Consider the following 21012-nt stretch of genomic DNA (forward strand, 5'->3'; position numbering starts at 1 on the left):
CCTAACAAAGAAACGGACATTTAGGACACGTTTGTGCCAAATGCCTAGGTGGCCTCAGGGACGACGTGCGAGATCCGCCGCACCGATCAGGCCGGCCTCGTTGCCGAGCGCCGCCCGGGCGATCACCGGAGCGGGACGGTGCCCGAACCCGGTCTCCGCCCCCTCGAACGCGGTCCGGATCGTCTCCATGTCCAGCCAGCTCGACTCGCTGACCCCGCCGCCGACGATGATCACGTCCGGGTCCAGGATCGCCGTCAACGACCCCAGCCCCTCCCCGATCCAGCGGCCCAGCTCGGCGAAGCTGGTGAGCGCAGCGCGGTCACCCCTGCCGGCGGCCTCGGAGACCATCGGCCCCTCGATCGCGGCCGCGTCGCCGCCGGCCAGCTCCAGCAGGATCGCAGCACCGGCCGGGTCCTCGATCGCCAGCTCGCGGGCTCGCGTCGTCAGTCCGGTCCCGGAGCCGTACTGCTCCCAGCACCCGCGCAGCCCGCAGGCGCACGTCCGCCCGCCCGGTACGACGCGCATGTGCCCGAACTCCGCCGCGACCCCGAACCCGCCGCGGAACACCGCGCCGTTCTCCGGCCCGCCGAGCACCAGGCCACCACCGATCCCGGTGCCGATCGTGACCATGGCCAGCGTGCGCGCACCCTGGCCGGCCCCGAACCGGTACTCCGCCCAGGCCGCGGCATTCGCGTCGTTCTCGATCACCGTCGGCAGCGAGACCCGGTCGGCCACCAGCTGGCGCAGCGGCTCGTCGCGCCAGGCCAGGTTCGGCGCGAACATCACCTCGGTCCGGGCCAGGTCGATGAATCCCGCGGCAGCGACGCCGACGCCGGCGATCTCGTGCTCACCGGCGTACTCGGCAACCAGGGCGCCGATCGCATCGGCGATCGCGGCCGGGTGCTCGGCCGGCGACTCCCGGCGGGTGGTCTCCAGGACGGTGCCGTCCTCGGCCACCACCCCGGCGGCGATCTTGGTGCCGCCGACGTCAATCCCTACGGTCAGCGTCACGACTCGTCCCAGCCGCCGTCGTCGTCGAGGTTGATCTTCTCGACCGGCGAGGTCTTGGCGTCGCTCGGGACCTGGGTGGCGAGCACGCCCGCGGCGGCCTGCATCAGCGAGCTGGCGGCGACCGCGAGGTGCGCCTTCACCTCGGGACTGGTCGTGCGTACGACCGTGATCAGCTGGCAGACGGGGCAGTACTTGCAGTCCTCACCGCCGGTCGCGATGTGCTCGTTGAGGTTGTGCATCGCGTCCGACATCGCACCGGCGGCGGACGCCGACGTACCGGAGAAGTCCGTGCCCGCGCCCTTGGCGAGCCCGGAGAGCGCGGCGAAGAGCTTCGCAGCCTCCTCGCCGACGCTGCCGATCGGTTCGCCGTTCGGTCCGGTCTCGTCACTCACGGCTGCTCCTGGGGATCGTCGTTGTCACTGCGGAACTTCACTTGCAGGGAGCCGGCCTCCACACGGGCGCCGGTCACGGTGTGCCGGGCCAGCGCGGCCGGCAGTGCGAGCAACCGACGATAGGACCCGACGGTCACCACCAGCTCGTCGCCGTGCCGGGCCAGGTCGACATCCTCCTTGGCCGCGAACGGCAGCGCGATCCGCAGGACCGCACCGCCCTCGGTACGGGTGATCGTCATCGGGCCGTCCCCGGACGGGATCGCGAGCGGGTCGCTGTCGCCGTACGCCGCCTCGGCGAACGCCGCGAGCGCCTCGGCGCCCATCGGCTCACCCGGCTGGTACGACGACGTCCAGATCGGCAGATCGACGAAAGACTGCCGCACCTCGGCCAGCACACCCTCCTGGGCGGCCACCCAGGCGTCGCGCCAGGCATCGGCGCCGTCGCTGGGAAAGACCCGGTTGGCGATCACGCCGTCGACCCGGTAGCCGTAGAGCGACAACGTCGTCAGCGACCGGCGCGCCTCGGCGACCACGACGGCCTCCGGGGTCAGCACCAGCCGGACGCTGGCGTCCTTGTCGGACAGGATCTGCTGGACCTCCTCGAGGTCGCGGTGCAGCCGCTCGACGGCGTCGAAGACCGAGTCCTCGGGCATCGGCACCCCGGCAGCCCGGGTCAGCACCGGTCGGAGCGCCCGCATCACCTTGCGCTGGACGCCGAACATCCGGGACATGTACCAGTTCAGCGCCTCCGGGAGCGCCAGCAGCCGCAGCGTCTCGGCGGTCGGGGCGCAGTCGACGACGATCACGTCCCACTCCCCCGACAGCGCGTGCTGGCGCAGCTCCAGCAGGGCGAGCACCTCCTCGGCACCCGGGATCACGGTCAGCTCCTCGGCCGTGATCGGGTCCACCCCGGCGGCGTCGAGCACCGACATCAGGTAGCCCTGGATGTCGCCCCAGGAGAGCTCGAAGCGGCGCTGGGCGTCGACCTGGTGCACCCAGAGGTTCGGGGCCACCGGGGTCGGCTCGGCACCGATCACGCAGGCGAACGCGTCCCCGAGCGAGTGTGCGGCATCGGTGGACATCACCAGGGTGCGCTGACCGCGGCCCGCGGCGAGCGTCGCCGTACCGGCTGCGGACGTGGTCTTGCCGACGCCGCCCTTGCCGGTGAACAGGATGATCCGCACGCCCATCAGGTCACCCCAGGGACTCGACGCGCTTCTTCAGACCCTTGAGCGCGGTGTCGATGATGACCTTCTCGGCCTTGCGCCGCAGCAGGCCGATCATCGGGATCGCGACGTCGACGGAGAGCTGGTAGGTCACCTCGGTCCGGGCGCCGACCGCGGCGAGCTCGTAGGAGCCCTCCATCGCGCGGAGCATCTTGCCCTCGGCCAGGGTCCAGCGGAGGACGTCGTCACCGGCGTAGGTGTACGCGAGGGTGTACGAGTCCCGGATCGGCGTGGCCTCCAGCTCGAAGTGCACCTTGTCGGCACGTCCGGCGGCGTCCCGGCCGACGACCTCGGCGGCCTTCATCCCCTGCGCCCACGCGGGGTAGGACTCGAAGTCGACGATCACCGCCATCACCTGGGCGGGAGTCGCATCGATCTCGATGCTCGAGGTGGTCTGTTCGGCCATGGATGGGAGGCTATCCGATGCCGGACGCCCCCTAGTACCGTGCAGGTGCTGGATGAGCAGCAGGTCACATCGATGAGGAGAAGCGTGCGCGAGTACTCCACCCCCCAACAGGTCACCATCCCGGACGTCGGGAACCTGACCGACGACGTCGTCACCAACGGGGTCGAGCACCCGGAAACGGTCGTCTTCGCACGTCGTTCCGGCGACTCCTGGGTCGATGTCACCGCCGCCGCGTTCCTCGACGAGGTGCGTGCCGTGGCGAAGGGGCTGATCGCCGCAGGCGTCGAGGCCGGCGACCGGGTCGCGTTGCTCTCGCGGACCCGCTACGAGTGGACCCTGTTCGACTACGCGATCTGGTTCGCCGGTGCCGCGACGGTGCCGATCTACGAGACCTCCAGCGCCGAGCAGATCGAGTGGATCCTGTCCGACTCCGGTACCCGCGCGGTGATCGCCGAGACCCCGGAGCACACCGGCCGGCTCAAGGCGATCCGCGACCGGCTGCCCGAGGTCCACCACGTCTGGTCGATCGACGACAACGCGGTCGCGGTCCTCACCACGCTCGGCAGCGAGATCAGCGACGAGGACCTCGAGGCCCGCCGTACGGCGAACGGCCCGGACGCGCTGGCGACGCTGATCTACACCTCGGGCACCACCGGACGGCCCAAGGGCTGCATGCTCACCCACGGCAACTTCATGTTCGAGCTGGGCGTCGCCGTCGACGAGCTGGACAAGCTCTTCACCGGCGACGAGGCCTCCACGCTGCTCTTCCTGCCGCTGGCGCACGTCTTCGCCCGGATCATCCAGGTCGGCTGCGTCAAGGCCCGGGTCCGGATGGGGCACTCCGCGGACATCAAGAACCTGCTCGACGACTTCGCGGCGTTCAAGCCCACCTTCATCCTCGCGGTCCCCCGGGTCTTCGAGAAGGTCTTCAACACCGCCTCCCAGCGGGCCGCCGCCGACGGCAAGGGCCGGATCTTCAACCGGGCCGCCGAGGTCGCGATGGCCTACTCCCGCGGCCTGGAGACCGGCAAGGTCGGCCTCGCGGTGAAGGCCCAGCACTCGGTCTTCGACAAGCTCGTCTACGCGAAGCTCCGGACCGCCCTCGGCGGCCGCTGCGAGTACGCCGTCTCCGGCGGCGCGCCGCTCGGCGACCGGCTTGGGCACTTCTACCGGGGCATCGGCGTGAACGTCCTGGAGGGCTACGGGCTCACCGAGACCACCGCCGCGCTGACCGTCAACCTCCCCGACGCCCAGAAGGTCGGCACCGTCGGGCGTCCGATCCAGGGCACCGGGGTCCGGGTCGCCGACGACGGCGAGCTGCTCTTCCGCGGCGGGCAGGTCTTCGCCGGCTACTGGAACAACGAGGCGGCCACCGCTGAGGCCAAGGACGCCGACGGCTGGTTCCACACCGGCGACGTCGGCGAGATCGACGAGGAGGGCTTCGTCCGGATCACCGGCCGGAAGAAGGAGATCCTGGTGACGGCCGGCGGCAAGAACGTCGCACCCGCGGTCCTCGAGGACCGGCTGCGCAGCCACCTGCTGATCGACCAGTGCGTCGTGGTCGGCGACGGCCGGCCGTTCATCGGCGCGCTGATCACCCTGGACCGGGAGACCGTTCCGGGCTGGGCGGAGAGCAACGGCAAGCCCACCGACATCGCGAAGCTCCTCGACGACCCGGACCTGTACGCCGCCGTCGAGGGCGCCGTCGAGGACGCCAACAAGGCGGTCTCGAAGGCGGAGTCGATCCGCAAGTTCGTGATCCTCGGCGACGAGTGGACCGAGGAGGGCGGGCAGCTCACCCCGAGCCTGAAGCTCAAGCGCAACGTGGTGATGCGGGAGAACGTCGACGAGGTCGAGGCGCTCTACTCGCGCTGACTGCTCTCGCTGCGGGCAGGCGGCATAGCCCGTTCGGACTACCCTTTTTCTGACTATCTAGACAGAAAGTGCACATTTAGGTGCAGATGCCCGAATTGTCGGGCATTGTTCATGGTGCGACCGGCACTGGAGGGTGTGCCGGGCAATCACTTCGGTGCTCGCGTGCGAATGCCCTCCGGCGCCTTCGCGCCGGACGAGGACGCCGTACACGGGACGCCATGAACGAAGGGGGTCCCTCAGATGGATCGAAGGAGAGCTCTGCTGATTGGCGCCGCGGTCATCGCCGCGCTGGGCACGCTGCTGGTCTTCCTCTACGTCCGGAGCGCCGACACCCGCGCCGCGGACAAGTTCGAGGCGGTGCCGGTGCTGATCGCCACCAAGCAGATCAACGCCGGTGAGTCGATCGCCGCGGCCCAGGCGGCCGGCAAGATCCAGGAGGGTTCGGTCGGTGACGGTCAGCGCCTCGCCGACGCCCTGACCTCGCTCGACGGGATCAGCACCCAGGTCGCCCAGACGACCATCTACCCGAACGAGCAGATCATCGCCTCGAAGTTCGCCGCGACCCCGGCCTCGACGAGCACGCTGACCATCCCGAAGGGGATGATGGCGGTCTCGATCAACCTGACCGACACGGCCCGCGTCGCCGGGTTCGTGAACCCCGGTGACGAGGTGGCGGTCTTCCTCAACACCAGCGGCGCGGCCGGCCTCGACTCCGCCAACAAGCTCCTGCTGCCCAAGGTCGAGGTGATCGCGGTCGGCACCACCACCGTCGTCGCCACCACCACGACCGATGCGACCGGAGCCCAGACGACCGAGCAGCTGCCTCGTACGCTGTTCACCCTGGGGGTCTCCCAGGCGCAGGCACAGCGGCTGATGTTCGCCACCGCGAACGGTGAGCTCGCCTTCGGCCTGCTCAACAAGGACTCGGTCGTCACCCCGCGCGAGGCTGTCGACGCCGGCAACCTCTTCCGATGACCAGGCCCTAGCGAAAGGACATCGGAATGCCAGTCCTCGTCGAACCTGATGCCGGGTGGGCCACCGCCCTGGCCGTCGCTCTGCCCCTGGGCACCCAGGTGGTGGAGGACTCCGACCAGTTGGCCAAGTGGCTCGTCGACAACGACCGCGAGTACGTCGTCCTGATCGGTCCCAGCACGGACCTGGCGACCGCACTCGCCGTCGGGGCCGCGCTCCGCTCCACGCACCCCGCGCTCGGGGTGGTGCTGCTCCGCGAGCAGGCCACCGCGGACGTGTTCCAGGCAGCGATGCAGGTCGGCGTCACTGCGGTCGCGAGCGCGCACGACCAGGACAGCATCGCCGCCGCCGTCGACCGGAGCCGGCAGACCTGGGAGGCGATCCGGGGCCCGATCGGCGAGCAGGACGGCCGTGAGGGCAAGGTCATCACGGTGTTCTCGCCCAAGGGCGGCGTCGGCAAGACCACGGTCGCGGTCAACCTGGCGGTCGCGCTCAGCAGCGGCGGCGCCTACCGGTCCTGCATCGTCGACCTCGACCTGGCCTTCGGAGACGTCGCGATCACCTTGCAGGTGATCCCGGACCACACCATCTCCGAGGCGATCGAGGCCGAGGAGCACCTGGACTTCAGCCTGCTCGAGACGCTGCTCACCGTGCACGAGAACTGCTCGATCCTGGCGGCGCCGACGCACCCGGAGGCCAAGGACCGGGTCTCCCCCGCGCTGGTACGGCGGGTGCTGCGGATCCTGCGCGAGCAGTTCGACTACGTCGTGGTCGACACCTCGCCGGCCTTCGACGACCAGGTGCTGCACGCCTTCGACGAGACCGACGACTGCATCCTGGTCGCCACCCTCGACGTGCCGACCGTGAAGAACGTCAAGGTCGCGATCGAGACCCTCGACGCGCTGAACCTGGTCGAGGGGCGGCGGCACCTGCTGCTCAACCGCGCCGACGACGAGGTGGGGCTCTCCCCGCAGGTCGTCGAGGGGCTGCTGAAGATGAAGGTCACCACCGCACTGCCCTCGGCCCTGGCCGTGGCGAACGCGACCAACCACGGGCGGCCGATCGTGCTGAGCCGCCCGGACCACCCGGTCAGCAAGGCGCTGGTCCGGCTGGCGCAGGACCTGCGCACGACCAACACCGACGGATCGCCGATCCGGAGCGCGCACGCACGGCCCGTGGAGCCGGCACCCAAGCGTCGCGTCTTCGGCCGGCGTCGCAAGTAACCACACACGGGGGGCTGGGGAGCAATGAGCGATTTTTCGGACCGACTCGCAGAACTGATGCGGACGTCGCAGCCGCCGGCATCGGACCAGCCGGCCGCGCCGGCAACCGATGCCGGGACCGCGACCCGGCCCACGGCGGCCGCGCCCACCGTGGCCGCAGCAGCACCGGCACGCGCCGCCCGGCCCGCCCGGGCCGCGACCACCGCGGCGCCCGCCGCGCCTGCCAAGACCGCGCCGACGCACTTGGCGACCCCGCCCGGTCGGGACGTCGTCGCCCCGACCTCCGCGGCCGCCGTACCGGCGAAGGGGAAGCCTGCCAAGGACCGGTTCGACGACCTCAAGGGCTCGGTCCACGAGGAGCTCCTGGTCCAGCTCGGCCCCAAGCTGTACGACGCCAACCTGACCGCCGCCGAGCTCGAAGCGATGGTCCGCCAGGCACTGGCCGACGTGATGGCCGCCAGCGACCGTCCGCTCACCGCCAACGACCGGCAGCGGATCACCCAGGAGATCGCCGACGACATCCTCGGCTACGGCCCGCTGGAGCCCTACCTGCGTGACGAGAGCGTCGCCGAGGTGATGGTCAACGGTCCGTTCGACATCTGGCTGGAGCGCAACGGCAAGTTGGTCCGGGTCGACGGCACCTTCAACGACGAGGCGCACCTGCGCCGCACCATCGACAAGATCGTCTCCCGGATCGGCCGGCGCATCGACGAGGCGTCCCCGATGGTCGACGCCCGGCTCCCCGACGGCAGCCGTGTCAACGCCGTGGTCCCCCCGCTGGCCATCGACGGCAGCTCGCTGACCATCCGGAAGTTCGCCACCGACCCGCTGACGGTGCAGAACCTGATCGACTTCGGCTCGATGTCCCGCAAGACCGCCGACTTCCTGGAGGCCTGCGTCAAGGGCCGGCTGAACGTGATCGTCTCGGGCGGTACCGGTGCCGGCAAGACCACCACCCTGAACGTGCTCTCCTCGTTCATCCCCTCCGACGAGCGGATCGTGACGATCGAGGATGCCGCCGAGCTTCAGCTCAAGCAGGACCACGTCGTCCGGCTGGAGTCGCGCCCCTCGAACATCGAGGGCAAGGGCGAGGTCAGCATCCGCGACCTGGTCCGCAACTCCCTCCGGATGCGGCCCGACCGCATCGTCGTCGGCGAGGTCCGGGACGCCTCGGCGCTGGACATGCTGCAGGCGATGAACACCGGTCACGACGGCTCGATCTGCACCGTCCACTCGAACGGTCCGCGCGACACCCTGGCCCGGCTGGAGACGCTGGTGCTGATGGCCGGCATGGACCTGCCGATGCGCGCGATCCGGGAGCAGGTCGCCTCCGCGGTCGACCTGATCGTCCACCAGGCGCGCCTCAAGGACGGCAGCCGGCGGATCACCCACGTCACCGAGGTCGAGCGGATGGAGGGCGACGTGATCACCCTCCAGGACATCTTCCTGTTCGACAACAACGCCGGCTTCGACGCCGACGGACGCAGCCTCGGCACCCTGAAGGCCACCGGTCTGCGACCGAGCTTCCTGGAGAAGATGGCGCACTCCAACGTGACCATCGACCCGCGCACCTTCGTCCCGGAGTCGTTGTGAGGACCTCCTGGCGGCTGCTGGCCGCGACCGGGGTGGCCGCCCTGGGCCTGCTGGCTCCCGGTACGGCGCACGCAGCGGGCGACGCGACCATCGACCACTCAGAGCTGCGCGGGGACACCCTGCGACTGCTGGTCTCGGTGCGCGGCGACGCCGACGTCGACCTCGGCTCGACGAAGGTCACCCTCGGTGGGGACGCGGTCGAGGCCACGGCCGAGCTCGCGGCCTCCAGCGACAAGGTGCGCCGGACGACCGTGCTCGCGATCGACACCAGCAACAGCATGAAGGGCGCCCGGATCGCCGAGGCGAAGAAGGCCGCGCTCACCTACCTGAACGCCGTTCCGACCAACGTCCGGGTCGGCATCGTGACTTTCGACGACAAGGTCGTCGTCCGGCAGGCCCCCAGCCTGGACCGGGCGCAGTCCAAGTCCGTCATCGACGGCCTGACCCTGCGCCTGAACACCGCGCTGTACGAGGGCGTCCAGACCGCGATCGACGCCACCGGTGAGGCGGGGGGCCAGCGCCAGGTGCTGGTGCTCTCCGACGGCGAGGACAACACCAAGGCGGACCTGCAGCCGGTCGTCGACCGGATCGCCGGATCCGGGGTGAAGGTCGACGTGGTCTCGCTGGAGCAGGGCGCCGACGCGCCGGCGCCGCTGGCCGCGATGGCCGAGGCCGGCGAGGGCGTCGTGATCGCCGCGGCCGACCCGAAGGCGCTGACCACCGCGTTCACCGCCGAGGCCGGTGCCCTCGCCCGGCAGGTCCTGGTGACCGCCACGGTGCCGTCCTCGGTGACCGCCAACGACGCCACCGTCGCCGTCACCCTGACCGCAGGGGGCAGCACCCACACGGCCGACGCCTTCGTCTCCGTCCGGGACGCCGGCTCGCCTGCGGCCGGTACGTCGAAGGTCTCCGACGTCGTCAACGGGTCGATGGCGATCTCGCAGCCGCTGATGTACGCCGCGGTGCTGGCCATCGGCGTCGGGATGATCGGTCTGATCGTCGCCCTGGCCGGTGGTTCGCCGCGCGAGGCCAAGGTGCCGCTCTCGGACCAGTTCGACCTCTACACCGCGACCGCGCCGGTCGGAGGCCCGACCCGGTCCCAGGTGCTCGCGAACCAGGCCGCAAGCCACACGCTGGCCGAGCAGGCCCGGCAGGCGGCGAGCACCGTGCTCTCCTCCAACGCCGGCATGGAGGCCAAGATCGCGCGGCGGCTCGAGGGCGCGGGGATGGCGCTCAAGTCCTCGGAGTGGCTGCTGATGCACCTCGGCATCACCTTCCTGGCCGGCATCGTCGGGCTGCTCGGCACCGGCGGCAACGTGCTGGCGATGCTGCTCTTCGTCGTACTCGGCGCGATCGGTCCGTGGGTCTACCTCGGGGTGAAGCGCGCCAAGCGGCTCAAGGCGTTCGGCGCCGGACTGGCCGACACCCTGCAGCTGATGTCCGGGAGCCTCTCCGCGGGGCTGTCGCTGGCCCAGTCGATGGACACGATCGTGCGCGAGGGCGCCGAGCCGATCACCTCCGAGTTCAAGCGGGCGATCGTCGAGAGCCGGCTCGGGGTCGGCCTCGAGGACGCGCTCGACGGCGTCGCCGACCGGATGGGCAGTCGCGACTTCAAGTGGGTCGTAATGGCGATCCGGATCCAGCGCGAGGTCGGCGGCAACCTGGCCGAGCTGCTGCTCACGGTCGCCGGCACGCTCCGCGAGCGCGAGTACCTGCGCCGGCACGTGCAGGCGCTCTCCGCCGAGGGGCGGCTGTCCTGCTGGATCCTCGGCGGACTGCCGCCGGCGTTCCTGGTGTACCTCACGCTGACCAAGCCGGAGTACGTGAAACCGATGTACACCACGCCGATCGGCTGGTTGATGTGCGCCGGGATGGGCATTCTTCTGGGTGTGGGCATCGTCTGGATGTCGAAGGTCGCAAAGGTGGACGTGTGATGAGTGCTCTCGTGATGATCCTCGGAATCGCGCTGATCTTCGGTGCGCTCGTGATCGTGATCGCCGCCCTGGCGCTCTCCCCGCGCGGTGACCTGGGCGTGAACCGGTCGATCGCGGTCCTCGAGGCGCTCACCTCGGCGCCGAAGGAGATGACCAAGGAGATCGACGCCCCGTTCGCCGACCGGGTGCTGATCCCGCTGCTGTCGAAGGCCCAGGGCCTCGGCAAGCGGCTGACCCCGGACGACGCGAACGAGCGGATCCACCAGAAGCTGGAGCTGGCCGGCAACCCCCAGGGCTGGACGGCCGATCGGGTCAGCGCCGGCAAGGTGGTCTGCTTCTTCGCCACCCTCGGCCTCTCCCTCGCGCTCACGCTGGCGATGGGGCTCGCCTTCCTGCCGACGCTCGTCATCGTCGTCGGCCTCTCCGTCCTCGGCTACCTGGCACCGAACTTCTACCTCTACCAGCGCGCCTACGACCGTTCCGAGACGATGCAGCGCGCCCTGCCGGACGCGATCGACCTGCTGACCATCTCGGTCGAGTCCGGGCTCGGCTTCGACGCCGCGGTCGCCCAGGTGGCCCGGAACACCGAGGGTCCGCTCGCCGAGGAGTTCGCCCGGATGCTGCAGGAGATGCAGATCGGCCGCGGCCGGACCGAGGCGCTGCGCTCGATGGCCGAGCGCACCAACCTGCCCGACCTGCGCTCGTTCGTCAGCGCGATGGTGCAGGCGGACTCCTTCGGCATCCCGATCGCCCAGGTGCTCCGGGTGCAGTCCTCCGAGATCCGGGTCAAGAAGCGGCAGTGGGCCGAGGAGATGGCCCAGAAGGTGCCGGTCAAGATCCTGATCCCGCTGATCTTCTGCATCCTGCCGTGCCTCTTCATCGCCGTGCTCGGCCCGGCCGGCATCCAGATCATGAACAGCTTCGACGGCACCATCAAGTGACCGAGCTGCTGCGGGTCGCGGCCGCGGCCAGGGTCTTCACCCTGGCCGTGATCGCGTCCACAGCACTCGTCGGCGACGTCACCCTCAACGGGCTCTGGTACGTCGCCGCGCTGGCTGTCGCGGCCGAGGTGCTCTCCTGGCGCCGGGTCCTGCCGGACCGGACGATCGTGATCCTCGAGGGCGCCCTCACCGGCGTCGTCGCCGTGTGGGCCTACCCCGAGCACCAGGCCGCGATGCCCTACCTCGCCATCCCGGTGCTGATCGCCGGGATCGCCGGCGGTGCGCGCTGGGTCGGCGCGGTGCTGGTCGTCGAGGCCGCTGCGATGAGCCTCGGCGGCTGGTTGCTGGTCGGCAGCTACGACGAGGACCTGGCCAGTGCGGCGGTGACCTGGCTGACCACCGGCCTCGGCCTGGGCGGTCTCGGCGCGTACACCCGGCGGCACGTGACCAGCACCGGGACCGATGCGTCGTACCGGAGCGCGTTGGGGTTGATCCGGCAGCTGCACTCGCTGTCGGGTCGACTGACCTCGGGCCTGGACCCGGTCGACCTGGCCGACCAGGCGATGGCGGTGGTGGCCGAGGAGGTCGTCGTACGGCGTGCCGTCGTGCTGCAGCGCCAGGGCAGTGAGTTCGCACCGCTGCGCTACTCGACCGGGGCGATGAGCTTCCCGGTCGACGACGTCCACCCGCTCCTGGAGCAGTGCTGGCAGACCCAGCGGCCGGTGCTCAACGCACCCCTGCTCGTCCTGCCGCTGACCACCGGCACCGAGAAGGTCGCCGTCCTGCTGGTCGAGTGCGCCGCTCCCCCGGACCCGAAGACGATCGCCGACGTCGCGGCGCGCCTGGAGCCGGCAGCCGTCCAGCTCAGCGCGGCGCTGCTGTTCAGCAGCGTGCACGAGAGCGCCACGGCCGAGGAGCGCCGGCGGCTCGCGCGCGAGGTGCACGACGGCGTTGCCCAGGACGTCGCCTCGCTGGGCTACCTGGTCGACAACCTGGCCGCCTCCACGGTGGATCCGCAGCAGGCCGAGGACGTGGCGCTGCTCCGCAAGGAGGTCTCCCGGGTGGTCGCCGAGCTGCGCAACTCCGTCTTCGACCTGCGCAACGAAACCGCGCCCGGGCAGGGCCTGGGGCAGAGCATCGCGCTCTTCGCCCGCCACGTCGGATCGCACTCGCCGCTCACGGTGCACGTGACCCTGGACGAGTCCGAGGCGCTGCGGTTGCCGCCGGCCGTCGAGGCCGAGCTGCTCCGGATCGCCCAGGAGGCGATCAACAACGCCCGCCGGCACTCGGACGGGTCGAACCTCTGGGTCGGCTGCCGGGTGCACCCGCCGTACGCCGAGATCACCGTGAGCGACGACGGCGACGGACTGCGCTCGCCGCGGGTGGACTCGCACGGGTTGCGGATCATGAAGGAACGGGCTGAACGGATCGGTGCGGAGCTGACCGTGGAGTCTCCGATCCTGGACGAGCGCGGAACCCGCGTGTCGATCCGCCTGGCGTGACCGCGTTCGACCTCGGCACCGACTACTCTGCCGGGAAAGAAGAGGGGTCCGCCTTGCCCACGTCCGTAGTACTCGTCGACGACCACGAGCTGATCCGTCACGGCCTGGCCGTCGCCTTCGCCCGCGAGGACGGCTTCGTCGTCGTAGGCGAGGCCGCCACCATCGCCGAGGCGCACCTCCAAACGGGGGCCCTGCGCCCGGATGTCGTCGTGATCGACCTGCGGTTGCCCGACGGCTCCGGACTGGACCTGGTCCGCTCCCTGCGCAAGGAGCGCGACGACCTCGGCCTGGTGGTGCTGACCATGTACGCCGGCGACGAGCAGATCTTCGCCGCGATGGACGCCGGTGCCTCCGCCTTCGTCGGCAAGGACGCGCCCAGCGGCGAGGTGATCGCGGCCGCCCGGCACGCTGCGGTGGCACCGCGCTCGTTCACCTGCGCCGGTCTGCCGGAGGCGATGATGCGCCGGCTGTCCTCCACCACTCCCCGCCTCTCCGACCGCGAGCGCCAGGTCCTCGACCTGCTCGCCGACGGACTCGGCGTGGCGACCATCGCTACCAACCTCTACATCAGCGAGTCGACCGCCAAGACCCACATCGCGAAGGTCTACGAGAAGCTCGGCGCCGGCAACCGGGCCCAGGCCCTGGTCGCTGCGATGCGGATGGGCCTGATCGACGCGACGCCGCCGCCCAGCTGACCTTTTCCGCCTGTCCCCTTCCGGCCCCGTTCGTGCCACGCGGCATGGTCCGAAATGACTATATGGTTCAAACCGGACATATCAGCCCTTTACCCTCTCAAAGTGACATAGTGAGCAAATCGACGGTCAGCCGTCACCGCTCACAGCACCATCACACGGGGAGGGAAACCCAAATGCTTGAGTTCTTCCGCAACATCACCAGCCGGCGTGACGAGGACGGCGCGTCCGCCGTCGAGTACGGCCTGCTCGTGGCCGGTATCGCCGCGCTGATCGTCGCCGTGGTGTTCATCTTCGGTGGCGTCATCCGGGACGCGTTCAAGTCGACGTGCAGCACCGTCGCCAACAACGGCAACCCGACCGCCGCCGCCACCTGCAACTGATCCATCCACCTGAACCCTGAAGGAGTAACACCATGATCGAGTTCTTCCGCAACCTCACCAGCCGCCGTGACGACGAAGGCGCCTCCGCTGTCGAGTACGGCCTGCTGGTCGCCGGTATCGCCGCGCTGATCGTCGCGATCGTCTTCGTCTTCGGTGGCGTCATCCGCGACGCCTTCAACGACACCTGCGGCAAGGTCAAGACCGGCGCGGCCACCACCGCTGCCACGTGTAGCTGACCCACACGCCTGGGGGGCACCACGACCACGACGCTTCGGCGCCGTGGTCGCGGTGCTTTTCGGCGTTCTCAGCGCCCGGCGGGCGCCGCCGCCACCGCTTCGGCCATCCCGATCCGCTGCAGCACCGTCGGGTGCGAGCCGAACCAGAACTGGCTCAGCCGGGGCGGGGTCGGGTCGGCCAGCGACCGGAGCGCCAGCTGCCGCTGCATCGCGATGAAGGTGGCGCTGTCCCCGGTGGTCTCCAGGGCAGTGCGGTCGGCCCGGGCCTCGATCGCCCGGCTGATCGTGTTCTGGGCCGGGCTCGCCAGGAACGCGCCCACCGCGACCAGCGCGAGCAGGAGCGGTACGGCGCGCGGGTCACCGACGCCGTCGGTGCCGGTACGCCGCAGCAGCCACCCGCTGCTGAACAGCAGCCCGAGCAGGCCGACCCCGAGGATCGACCCGACCGCCCCGAGGACAGTCCCGGTGAGCACGTCGCGGTGCTTCGCGTGGCCGAGCTCGTGGGCGACGATCGAGGCCACCTCGGGCCGGCTCAGGGTGCTCAGCACGGTGTCGTAGACGACCACCCGGCGGGTGCTGCCGAACCCGGAGACGTACGCGTTCAGCGTCGTCGTACGGCGGGACGCGTCGGCGACCAGGACGTCGTCGATGGGCACGTTCTCGGCGCGCGCCAGCGCGAAGATCTCGGTGCGCATCGGGCCGGCCGGCATCGAGGTGAAGTCGTTGAAGAGCGGCTCGACCACCACCGGGTAGACGAACGAGCCCAGCATCGTCAGAGCCGCCGCGGAGGCCGCCGCCCAGACCGGCCAGCTGCGCGGGAGCCGGCGGGCGAGCAGCATCACCGCGAGCAGGCCGATCGCGGTGAACACCCAGGCCACCCCGAACGAGAGCGCCTGGTCGCTCGCCCAGCCTCCCCAGCCCTGGGTGCTGAGCCCGGCGTCGACCTGCAGGTGGTGTGCACGGGCGGACAGCGGCACCTGCACCACCGAGCCGACGAGCATCACCAGGCCGCAGCCGACGAGCGCCATCAGCCACCACGGCCCCGGCAGTCGCGCGACCAGTCGCGACCCGGAGCGGGTGAAGCCGAGCCAGCACGCCACCACCAGCCCTAGCGCCAGGTTCCCCCAGCCGGAGATCCGGAGCATCCAGGAGAGGTGCTCGGCCCGGTCGATCTGCGCCGGCGTGAAGACGGCGTCGGCCGGCACCGCGTGCACGGACTGGCCCGGGAGCCAGTGCCACGGCACCAGCACGACGGCGAGGACCACGAAAGCCACTCCCCCGACGACGGCGACGGCAGCGCTCAGTCGTCTCATGCCGTCAGCCTCCCACGCTCCCCGAAACGCCTGCCCGGGCCAGGTTCCGGGAGTCGGCGCTCCACCGCTTCACGAAAGCAGCCTGGGTCGTGCCGAGCACCTGCCGGAACGCCTGCTCGGCGCTCGTGCCCCCATCCACGGCGTCGTAGAAGGCGACCAGCTTCTTCTCGCCGTAGCTCTGCGCGATGAACCGGGTCGCCAGCCAGGCCTCCTCGTACGTCGCCCCGAGTCCGGCCGCCGTGGGCGCCAGGTCGTCGGCCGTGGGCAGGTGGTCCGGAGGACCGTCCTTTCGGATCCGGGCCAGGATCTGCGAGGCGGCGGTGCGGACCGGGATCCCGGCGTGGGCCAGCGCGACGTAGTCCGCGAAGCCCTCGAGCAGCCAGGTCGGCATCGACACGAAGGTCGCCTCGGTCGCGACGTGGGTCGACTCGTGGCTGACCACCACCTGGGCGCCGCGCGGCCCGAGCGCATCGAAGACCCGCGGGTTGAGGAAGACGTGCACCGGGGAGCCGGGATCCAGCGAGCCGTCCACCGACGCGGTCACCGCCGCGATGTTGGCGTACTCGTCCTGGGAGGCGCCGAGCGCGCGGTCGAGACCTTCCTCGTCGGAGGGCGCCTCGATCACCAGGGTGCCCTTCCAGCGCGGCAGCACCTTGCCGACAGCGACGACGGCTTTCCGGGCCAGCGCCGAGTAGCGCGTCGCACCGGCTTGCGAGCCGCCTTGGGCCACCACCAGCGTGCGGCCGCTCGCCACCGCCTTGACCGGACCGGTCAGCCACAGCGGCGTCCGCCCGCTGGTGCCGCCGATCCCGGTGATCACCTGGCCGTGCTCGCCGGGCGCGAAGGTGAAGGTGGTCTCGACGGTGGTCGTGCCCTGGTCCCAGTCCCGGAGCCGGTACCTGACCTCGACCGTCCCGCGCCAGGCACCGGTCTCGCTGACGTCGGCGACGTCCGAGCGCTCGTCGACGAACCGGAGACCGAGGTCGACCAGGTGCAGAGCGCCGACGTTCGCGGCGGCGGCCTCGAGCATCGGGCCGGCCGGGCCGAGCCCGGTCGCGGCGGCGGCACCTGCGTCGCCGGAACGGAGTGCCTTCTCCAGCGCGGCGACCGTCACGGCCGCCGCTGCCGAGCGGCTCGTCGAGGAGTCGCTGGACGCGGTCGGCGGCGTGATGCTGGTGTCGTCGGAGCACCCGCCGACCCCGAGGAGGAGGGCGAGCAGGAGTGCGCCCGGGAGGGCGCGCAGGTCAGCCGGGGCGGACGGCACCGACGTACGGCATCGCGTGCAGCGAGGTGACCCGGACACCCGAGCGCGGGTTCTCGGCGTTCACGATCAGGCCGTTGCCGATGTACATCCCGACGTGGCTGACGGGGCTGTAGTAGAAGACCAGGTCGCCCGGCTGGAGGTCGCTCTCGGCGACCCGCATGCCGGAGCCCTGCTGGGCCCGCGAGGAGTGCGGCAGGCCGACCCCGGCGGCGCCCCAGGCGCGCATCGTCAGGCCGGAGCAGTCGTAGGAACTCGGACCGGAGGCGCCGTACACGTACCTCTTGCCGACCTGCGCCATCGCGTACCGGATGGCGACCGCGGCGCGGCCGTTGGCCGGGACGCTCGGAAGCGCGCCGGTGTACTCGCCGCCGAGGAGCTTGGCCCGGGCGTCGGCCTCGAGGTCGTCGAGGACGGCACGTGCCTTGGCGGCCTTCTTGTCGATCTCGGCCTTGTCGGCCTTCATCCGCTTCTCGAGCTTGCCGAGGCGGTCGGCTTCCGCCTTCACGGCGCTCTTGCGCAGCTTGAGGCGGCTCAGCTCGGTGCTGAAGTCCTTCATCACCTGGCCGCGCTGGCTGTTGTACGCCGCGACGGTGTTGAGGTTCTCCAGGAACGCGTCCGGGTTGTCGGAGAGGATCACCTGCGAGGTGGTGGAGAGCGCGTCGCCCTTGTACTGGTCGACGACCATCGCGGCCACCTGCTTGCGCATCCCGTCGACGAGGGACTGCTGGCGGGCCAGGTCGGAGTTCAGGGCGGAGAGCCGGGTGTGGGTCTCGGCGACCTTCACCTTGGCGTCGTTGTAGCGCTCGGAGGCCGCCTCGGCCTGCTGGTCCAGCTTCTCGACCTGCTTCTTCACGGTCTCGAGGTCGGGCTTGGCGGTGGCCGTCGGGGACGCGGCGAGGCCGATTCCCACGGTCACGAGCGCTGTCAGAAGGGCAATCAGGGACGCCACGATCGTGGCGGTGCGGTTGCGGCCGTGAAGCACGAGCGGACGAGCTCCTCTTTGTAGAACGCTTACCAGGTGAGCTGACGGATTCGGGCGCAAAGATCGCCCTACCAGCACCTCCAGGACGTGGTGCTCGTCCTGAGCGGTGCCGGATTCACCCCATGGAAACTTGGGTCCCCGGCTCCGGATCCATGCTCTCCGAGAAGCACGGCGCCAGATTCAACGCGGTCCCTGAGTCACCCGGTCGGCGACTCGTGCAGGGACCTAGCCATGAACCCTAAGCGAACGTTCACGACGTGCCAAACCTGCCTGTCGTGTCCCGGTGTGTTTCGAGACACGTTGGCCACACGAGCCCCAGAAGCCACATCAAGCACAGGAAGCACGGCTAGGCCGACCCGACCTGCAGCTGCTCGGTCGGCGTGACCATCCGCAGCGGCGGCACCAGTCCGGACTCGGCCAGCACCGCGAGCGCCTGCTGCTCGTCGTGGTCGAAGCTCAGCTCGGGCGGAGGTCCGAGCAGCACCGTGACCACGCAGTCGTGGCAGGACAGTCCGCGGACCGCGCAGCTGTCGCAATCGATGAGCACGCTCATGGCTTCACTCTCCTTCGGTGCCCGTCGTCGTGACGAGCTGGAACGAGAGTGGCAGGGACCGCCGACACGTCACGCGCCCGGCGAGGACTCCGCGTCGACGTCGTTGCGGTCGACCAGCTCGATCGCGTCGTTGCGCCCGCACCACCGGCAGGTGACCGCCTCAACCGTCTCCTCGCGCAGCTCGGTCTCCTCGACCCGGTGCTCCCCGGCCAGGTCGAGGTGCCAGAACTCCGTCGTACGACGGGTGCGGGTCACGTCAAACCGCGTCAGGTTGCCGCAGCCACCGCAACGCCAGCGCTGGTGCGGCTCGGGAAGGGCGACGGTCACGCGATCTCCTAGGTGGTCGACGAACATCACGCAGCCTAGTGTGCGCGTCGCGAGCGGATGTGTCGGCGGTCTTTCCTACCGTCAGAACATGACCGCACTGGCCCACCAGATGAGCTTCGACGAGCTCGGCCGGCCGCTGCGCGACCTGACCTTCTGCGTGGTCGACCTGGAGACCACCGGGGCCGCGATCTCGCAGGGATCGATGATCACCGAGATCGGCGCGGTGAAGGTCCGGGGCGGTGAGGTCCTCGGCGAGTTCCAGACGCTGGTCAACCCGCACACCGCGATCCCGCCGTTCATCGCAGTCCTGACCGGGATCACCAACGGCATGGTCGCGCAGGCGCCGCCGATCGAGTCGGCACTCCCGGCGTTCCTGGAGTTCGCCCGGGGCTGCGTGCTGGTCGCGCACAACGCTCCCTTCGACGTCGGCTTCCTGCGGCACTTCTCCGAGAGCCTCGGGCACGCGTTCCCCCGGTTCGAGGTCCTGGACACCGCCAGGCTGGCTCGCCGGATCGTGACCCGGGACGACGCTCCGAACTGCAAGCTGAGCTCGCTGGCCATCGCCTTCGGCTCGACGACCACGCCCAACCACCGCGCGCTCTCCGACGCGCGCGCCACCGTCGACGTGCTGCACGGACTCTTCGAACGGCTCGGCAGCCTCGGGGTGCACACCCTGGAGGAGCTGCAGACCTTCTCCTCGCGGGTGAGCACGGCCCAGCGCAAGAAGCGGCACCTGGCCGAGGCCCTGCCGCACGAGCCCGGGGTCTACCTGTTCCGCGACGACAAGCAGCAGGTGCTCTACATCGGCACCTCCCGCGACCTGCGCACCCGCGTCCGCTCCTACTTCACCGCCTCGGAGACCCGGTCCCGGATGGGCGAGATGGTCGGCATCGCCAGCCGGGTCGACGGCATCACCTGCGCGACACCGCTGGAGGCCGAGGTCCGCGAGCTGCGGCTGATCGCCCAGCACAAGCCGCCGTACAACCGCCGCAGCCGGTTCCCGGAGAAGGTGCACTGGCTCAAGCTCACCAACGAGGCCTGGCCGCGGCTCTCGCTGGTGCGCAAGGTGCTCGACGACGACGCCGACTACCTGGGCCCGTTCTCGTCGCGCAAGCGGGCCGAGAAGTCGCTGGCAGCGTTGCACCAGACCTTCCCGGTGCGGCAGTGCAGCGAGAAGCTGCCGCTGGCGCCCTCGCGGTCCGCCTGCGTGCTGGCCGAGATGGAGCGCTGCCTCTCCCCCTGCGACGGCAGCGTCGACCTCGACTCCTACGCGCTGATGGTCGCCGACCTGCGCGCGAACTTGCTCGCCCGGGCGGACGAGGTGGTCGACGCGATCTCGGTCAAGATGGACGAGCTCAGTGCCGAGGAACGCTTCGAGGACGCCGGGATCCACCGGGACCGGCTGGCGGCGTTCGTCCGCGCGGCCTCCCGCACCCAGCGGCTCAGCGCGCTGACCCGTTGTGCCGAGGTGTCCGCCGCCCGACGCGAGGACGACGGCCGCTGGGCCGTGCACGTGATCAGGTTCGGACGGCTCGCCGGCGCCGGCGTGATCCCGCCGGACGCGCACGCCGGCGAGTACGTCGAGCTCCTCCGGGCCTCCTCGGAGACGGTCCCCGCCGGGCTCGGGCCGACCCCGGCGGCGACGGCCGAGGAGACCGAGAAGGTGCTGCGCTGGCTGGAGAGCCCCGGCGTCCGCCTGGTCCGGGTCGACGGCGACTGGGTCTGCCCGGTGCGGGGTGCCACCCGGCACCTGGCCGTCCACGACGCGGTCGAGCAGTCCCGGAAGACGCTGGCGCCGTTCGAGTAGATTGCCCCCATGATCACTGCCATCGTTTTCGTGAAGGCGGATGTCGCCCGCATCCCGGAGGTCGCCGAGGCGATCGCCGCTCTCGAAGGAGTCAGCGAGGTCTACTCGGTGACCGGTCAGATCGATCTGATCGCGATGGTCCGGGTGCGCGACCACGACGCCGTCGCCTCGACGATCGCCGACAAGCTCAACAAGGTGCCCGGCGTCCTCGAGACCGAGACCCACATCGCCTTCCGCGCCTACTCCCAGCACGACCTGGAGTCGGCGTTCTCGCTCGGCCTGGACTGAGCCCTAGTCATTTCTGACTACTCAGCAGCACCTTTCGGGCCTATTACGCCCTTTGCACCCTTTATTTCGTAATATCCCTTTTGGTCCCCCGT

General features: G+C 70.4%; 21 protein-coding genes and 1 riboswitch. Of the genes, 12 read left to right on the top strand and 9 right to left on the bottom strand.

The window, feature by feature from the left end:
- Positions 1-54: 54 nt before the first annotated feature.
- The 4 genes from EFK50_RS06760 to EFK50_RS06775 are packed head-to-tail and all read right to left on the bottom strand — an operon-like array spanning position 55 to position 3035.
- Positions 55-1011, bottom strand: coding sequence for an ROK family glucokinase (locus EFK50_RS06760; RefSeq protein WP_123226804.1), 957 nt, complete (start codon positions 1009-1011; stop codon positions 55-57).
- Entirely contained in the window at positions 1008-1403 is a 396-nt protein-coding gene (locus EFK50_RS06765) for a hypothetical protein (RefSeq protein ID WP_123226805.1), read from the bottom strand. Before EFK50_RS06765 ends, EFK50_RS06760 begins: the two co-directional genes overlap by 4 nt.
- Entirely contained in the window at positions 1400-2593 is a 1194-nt protein-coding gene (locus tag EFK50_RS06770; RefSeq protein ID WP_246004067.1) for an ArsA family ATPase, read from the bottom strand. Before EFK50_RS06770 ends, EFK50_RS06765 begins: the two co-directional genes overlap by 4 nt.
- Before the next feature lie 4 nt (positions 2594-2597).
- A complete protein-coding gene (locus EFK50_RS06775; protein ID WP_123226806.1) occupies positions 2598-3035 on the bottom strand; it encodes an SRPBCC family protein in 438 nt (145 codons plus the stop codon).
- Positions 3036-3119: 84 nt separating this feature from the next.
- Between EFK50_RS06775 and EFK50_RS06780 the strand changes: the two genes are divergently transcribed.
- From EFK50_RS06780 to EFK50_RS06825, 10 genes are all read left to right on the top strand, one after another.
- Positions 3120-4910, top strand: a complete 1791-nt coding sequence (locus tag EFK50_RS06780; RefSeq protein ID WP_123226807.1) for an AMP-dependent synthetase/ligase — start codon at positions 3120-3122, stop codon at positions 4908-4910.
- A gap of 240 nt (positions 4911-5150) precedes the next feature.
- Positions 5151-5885 carry a Flp pilus assembly protein CpaB gene (gene cpaB / locus EFK50_RS06785; protein ID WP_123226808.1) on the top strand — a complete coding sequence of 245 codons (735 nt, stop codon included), beginning with the start codon at positions 5151-5153 and terminating at the stop codon, positions 5883-5885.
- 26 nt (positions 5886-5911) lie between these two features.
- Positions 5912-7105, top strand: a complete 1194-nt coding sequence (locus EFK50_RS06790) for a CpaE/TadZ family protein (RefSeq protein ID WP_123226809.1) — start codon at positions 5912-5914, stop codon at positions 7103-7105.
- A gap of 57 nt (positions 7106-7162) precedes the next feature.
- On the top strand, positions 7163-8698 hold the full coding sequence (locus tag EFK50_RS06795) for a TadA family conjugal transfer-associated ATPase (RefSeq protein ID WP_123226810.1): 1536 nt from the start codon (positions 7163-7165) through the stop codon (positions 8696-8698).
- Positions 8695-10632 carry a type II secretion system F family protein gene (locus EFK50_RS06800; RefSeq protein ID WP_123226811.1) on the top strand — a complete coding sequence of 646 codons (1938 nt, stop codon included), beginning with the start codon at positions 8695-8697 and terminating at the stop codon, positions 10630-10632. The genes EFK50_RS06795 and EFK50_RS06800 overlap by 4 nt, the downstream gene beginning before the upstream one ends.
- On the top strand, positions 10632-11573 hold the full coding sequence (locus EFK50_RS06805; RefSeq protein ID WP_123226812.1) for a type II secretion system F family protein: 942 nt from the start codon (positions 10632-10634) through the stop codon (positions 11571-11573). Before EFK50_RS06800 ends, EFK50_RS06805 begins: the two co-directional genes overlap by 1 nt.
- Positions 11570-13075, top strand: coding sequence for a sensor histidine kinase (locus EFK50_RS22800; protein ID WP_123226813.1), 1506 nt, complete (start codon positions 11570-11572; stop codon positions 13073-13075). Before EFK50_RS06805 ends, EFK50_RS22800 begins: the two co-directional genes overlap by 4 nt.
- A gap of 53 nt (positions 13076-13128) precedes the next feature.
- Complete coding sequence (locus tag EFK50_RS06815) at positions 13129-13770, top strand: response regulator transcription factor (RefSeq protein ID WP_123227000.1); 642 nt, start codon at positions 13129-13131, stop codon at positions 13768-13770.
- A 173-nt stretch (positions 13771-13943) separates the two neighbouring features.
- Positions 13944-14150 (top strand): Flp family type IVb pilin, encoded by a 207-nt coding sequence (locus tag EFK50_RS06820; RefSeq protein ID WP_123226814.1) that lies wholly within the window; start codon positions 13944-13946, stop codon positions 14148-14150.
- 32 nt (positions 14151-14182) lie between these two features.
- Complete coding sequence (locus EFK50_RS06825; RefSeq protein ID WP_123226815.1) at positions 14183-14386, top strand: Flp family type IVb pilin; 204 nt, start codon at positions 14183-14185, stop codon at positions 14384-14386.
- 68 nt (positions 14387-14454) lie between these two features.
- Here EFK50_RS06825 and EFK50_RS06830 read toward each other — a convergent pair whose 3' ends face one another.
- The 5 genes from EFK50_RS06830 to EFK50_RS06850 form a co-directional block, all read right to left on the bottom strand.
- Entirely contained in the window at positions 14455-15699 is a 1245-nt protein-coding gene (locus EFK50_RS06830; protein ID WP_123226816.1) for a M48 family metallopeptidase, read from the bottom strand.
- Between the two features lie 4 nt (positions 15700-15703).
- Entirely contained in the window at positions 15704-16963 is a 1260-nt protein-coding gene (locus EFK50_RS06835; RefSeq protein ID WP_123226817.1) for a hypothetical protein, read from the bottom strand.
- Entirely contained in the window at positions 16944-17879 is a 936-nt protein-coding gene (locus tag EFK50_RS06840) for a C40 family peptidase (protein WP_246004068.1), read from the bottom strand. Before EFK50_RS06840 ends, EFK50_RS06835 begins: the two co-directional genes overlap by 20 nt.
- A 75-nt stretch (positions 17880-17954) precedes the next feature.
- Positions 17955-18112: riboswitch (cyclic di-AMP (ydaO/yuaA leader) on the bottom strand.
- 179 nt (positions 18113-18291) lie between these two features.
- Complete coding sequence (locus EFK50_RS06845; protein WP_123226818.1) at positions 18292-18498, bottom strand: hypothetical protein; 207 nt, start codon at positions 18496-18498, stop codon at positions 18292-18294.
- A gap of 69 nt (positions 18499-18567) precedes the next feature.
- Positions 18568-18825, bottom strand: coding sequence for a hypothetical protein (locus EFK50_RS06850; protein ID WP_123226819.1), 258 nt, complete (start codon positions 18823-18825; stop codon positions 18568-18570).
- An 88-nt stretch (positions 18826-18913) separates the two neighbouring features.
- On the opposite strand from EFK50_RS06850, the gene EFK50_RS06855 reads away from it, so the two are divergent.
- Together EFK50_RS06855 and EFK50_RS06860 are read left to right on the top strand one after the other, a co-directional pair.
- The gene (locus EFK50_RS06855; protein ID WP_123226820.1) at positions 18914-20632 is read left to right on the top strand and encodes a DEDD exonuclease domain-containing protein; all 1719 of its coding nucleotides are present in this window, start codon (positions 18914-18916) and stop codon (positions 20630-20632) included.
- Positions 20633-20641: 9 nt separating this feature from the next.
- Positions 20642-20920: an Lrp/AsnC family transcriptional regulator gene (locus EFK50_RS06860; RefSeq protein WP_123226821.1), complete on the top strand. Its 279-nt coding sequence runs from the start codon at positions 20642-20644 to the stop codon at positions 20918-20920.
- Positions 20921-21012: the final 92 nt, after the last annotated feature.

Source organism: Nocardioides marmoriginsengisoli, from assembly GCF_003725695.1.
GTDB lineage: Bacteria > Actinomycetota > Actinomycetes > Propionibacteriales > Nocardioidaceae > Marmoricola > Marmoricola marmoriginsengisoli.

Coding starts and splice junctions, on each gene's coding strand:
- EFK50_RS06770 (WP_246004067.1), bottom strand. CDS start 2,593: ATGGGCGTGCGGATCATCCTGTTCACCGGCAAGGGCGGCGTCGGCAAG.
- EFK50_RS06775 (WP_123226806.1), bottom strand. CDS start 3,035: ATGGCCGAACAGACCACCTCGAGCATCGAGATCGATGCGACTCCCGCC.
- cpaB (WP_123226808.1), top strand. CDS start 5,151: ATGGATCGAAGGAGAGCTCTGCTGATTGGCGCCGCGGTCATCGCCGCG.
- EFK50_RS06790 (WP_123226809.1), top strand. CDS start 5,912: ATGCCAGTCCTCGTCGAACCTGATGCCGGGTGGGCCACCGCCCTGGCC.
- EFK50_RS06795 (WP_123226810.1), top strand. CDS start 7,163: ATGCGGACGTCGCAGCCGCCGGCATCGGACCAGCCGGCCGCGCCGGCA.
- EFK50_RS06805 (WP_123226812.1), top strand. CDS start 10,632: ATGAGTGCTCTCGTGATGATCCTCGGAATCGCGCTGATCTTCGGTGCG.
- EFK50_RS06820 (WP_123226814.1), top strand. CDS start 13,944: ATGCTTGAGTTCTTCCGCAACATCACCAGCCGGCGTGACGAGGACGGC.
- EFK50_RS06825 (WP_123226815.1), top strand. CDS start 14,183: ATGATCGAGTTCTTCCGCAACCTCACCAGCCGCCGTGACGACGAAGGC.
- EFK50_RS06830 (WP_123226816.1), bottom strand. CDS start 15,699: ATGAGACGACTGAGCGCTGCCGTCGCCGTCGTCGGGGGAGTGGCTTTC.
- EFK50_RS06845 (WP_123226818.1), bottom strand. CDS start 18,498: ATGAGCGTGCTCATCGATTGCGACAGCTGCGCGGTCCGCGGACTGTCC.
- EFK50_RS06855 (WP_123226820.1), top strand. CDS start 18,914: ATGACCGCACTGGCCCACCAGATGAGCTTCGACGAGCTCGGCCGGCCG.
- EFK50_RS06860 (WP_123226821.1), top strand. CDS start 20,642: ATGATCACTGCCATCGTTTTCGTGAAGGCGGATGTCGCCCGCATCCCG.